Annotated in this window: 3 protein-coding genes; all 3 read left to right on the forward strand. The window is 63.1% G+C overall.

Going from position 1 to position 2,103, the window contains the following annotated elements:
- Nucleotides 1–409: DUF58 domain-containing protein (locus AYR66_RS24835; protein ID WP_474647548.1), on the forward strand; the 409-nt coding region annotated here is incomplete at its 5' end.
- Nucleotides 406–1,461 (forward strand): vWA domain-containing protein, encoded by a 1,056-nt coding sequence (locus AYR66_RS24840; protein WP_088710224.1) that lies wholly within the window; start codon nt 406–408, stop codon nt 1,459–1,461. The genes AYR66_RS24835 and AYR66_RS24840, both read left to right, overlap by 4 nt.
- A 208-nt stretch (nt 1,462–1,669) precedes the next feature.
- A partial coding sequence (locus tag AYR66_RS24845; protein ID WP_234815081.1) for a hypothetical protein occupies nt 1,670–2,103 on the forward strand: 434 nt, incomplete at its 3' end.

Raw genomic sequence — 2,103 nt, forward strand, 5'->3', positions numbered from 1 at the left:
CGTGATGCATCGGCGCTCGCTGGTATTCATCGTGTCGGATTTCATCACCCAGCCGGGCTGGGAAAAGCCGTTGGCCATGCTCACGCAACGCCATGATGTCATTGCCATCCGCCTGTATGACCCGCTGGAAATGGAGTTGCCCGACCTCGGCTTGCTGACGATCCAGGATGCGGAGACATCGGAGCAGTTGCTTGTCGATACGCATGACAAGGGCTTCCGCAGCCGCTTTGCCGCAGCCGTCACGCAGCGCGAGGAAGAACTCCATGAGGCCTTTGCCTATGCTGGAGTGGATGTGCTGGAAATTTCCACCGAGGATGACATCGTCGATGCCTTGTTCCGTTTCTCGGAAATGCGCCGCATGAGCGGACGCGGTGCCGCGGGCGCCGCGCCGGGCAGGGGGATGCAATGACATTCATCTGGCCCGAACTGCTGTGGCTGCTGCTGGTGCTGCCGGCGCTGGTGCTGGTCTACTGGCTGATGCTGCGCAGGCGCAAGAAGGTCGCCATCCAGTATGCGGGCCTGGCGACTGTGCGGGCGGCGATGGGCGGCTCGCAGTTCAGGCGTCATGTGCCGCCGTTGCTGTTCCTGCTTGCCATCGCCCTGATGCTGCTTGCCGCCGCGCGGCCGGCCGCGGTGCTGACCCTGCCGTCCGAGCACAAGACCATGATCCTCGCGATCGATGTGTCCGGCAGCATGCGCGCAACCGATGTAGCGCCCAGCCGCTTTGCGGCGGCCTTGACGGCAGTGAGGACCTTTGTCGAACAGCAACCGCGCAATACGCGCGTGGGAATCGTATCCTTCGCCGGCGCGGCCAGTCTCGTGCAACCGCCGACGACCAACAAGGACGACTTGCTGGAAGCCCTTGGCCGGATGCAACTGCAGCGCGGCACGGCAGTCGGCAGTGGAATCCTGGTTTCGCTGAAGGCGATCTTTCCCGATGTCCGTTTTAACCTGAATACCTCCGATCCGCGGGATGTGGACCAACGCGGAAGCGCCGGCGCACGCGCACTTGGCAGCGATATGGGAAAGGAGCCGCCGGACGATTTCAAACCGGTGCCGCCCGGTTCCTACGGGTCGGCCGCGATCATCCTGCTGACCGACGGACAGACCACCACAGGTCCCGATCCCGTTGAAGCATCACGCATGGCGGCGGAACGGGGCGTCCGCGTATTCACCATCGGCATCGGCACGGCGGCAGGCGAAGTCCTGACGGGTGACGGCTGGGCCATGCATGTGCGCCTGGACGAGGCGCCGCTCAAGGAAATCGCGGAACTCACCAAGGCACAGTACTTCTATGCCGGCACTGCGAACGACCTCGCCAAGGTGTACAAGACACTCAGTTCCCGCCTGACGCTGGAGCGTCGCGAGAGTGAGGTGTCCGCGCTGTTCGCCGCCGGCGCGGCCTTGCTGGCCATCCTGTCCGCGGCGCTTTCCATGCTCTGGTTCAACCGGATTCTCTGAGACGCGCAAAGAAGCTGCGGCTACGCGCGCGATTCGTCCATCAAAAAGCGCCGTTCACCGCCATTGCACTTACGCAAGCGGAACTCACGGCCTGCTTTTAGCTTCTTACTAACCCATTGCGATTTTTGTATCGCTTTTGAAACGTCAGGCGACACAGCCGCGTGCGGGAAGTCACGCATATCGGCTTTTCGTACAATCGAAGGAGAAGATGATGGCCATTGAATCGAGAGACAAACCCGGCATGCTGACCGGAATGTTTAATGACCGCGACAGCGCGGAACGCGCGTACCAGAGTCTCGCCACGCGCGGTTACAGCAAGGACGACATCAACGTCGTCATGTCCGACGACGCAAGGAAGAGGCATTTCGCAGAAGGAACTGCACAAACGGAACTCGGAACGAAGGCGGCTGAAGGCGCAGGTATTGGCGGCGCCGTGGGCGGCACCCTCGGCGCCGTGCTGGCGGCTGCGACGGCAGCAGGCACCAGCCTCGCGCTGCCCGGCCTCGGACTAGTGATCGCCGGCCCACTCGCGGCTGCGGCGGCAGGCGCGGGAGCCGGCGCCGCAACTGGCGGATTGCTTGGCGCGCTGGTTGGCTGGGGCATTCCCGAGGAGCGTGTGAAGCATTATGAAAGCGGCCTGAA

The organism is Noviherbaspirillum denitrificans (genome assembly GCF_002211445.1).
Lineage (GTDB): Bacteria > Pseudomonadota > Gammaproteobacteria > Burkholderiales > Burkholderiaceae_D > Noviherbaspirillum > Noviherbaspirillum denitrificans.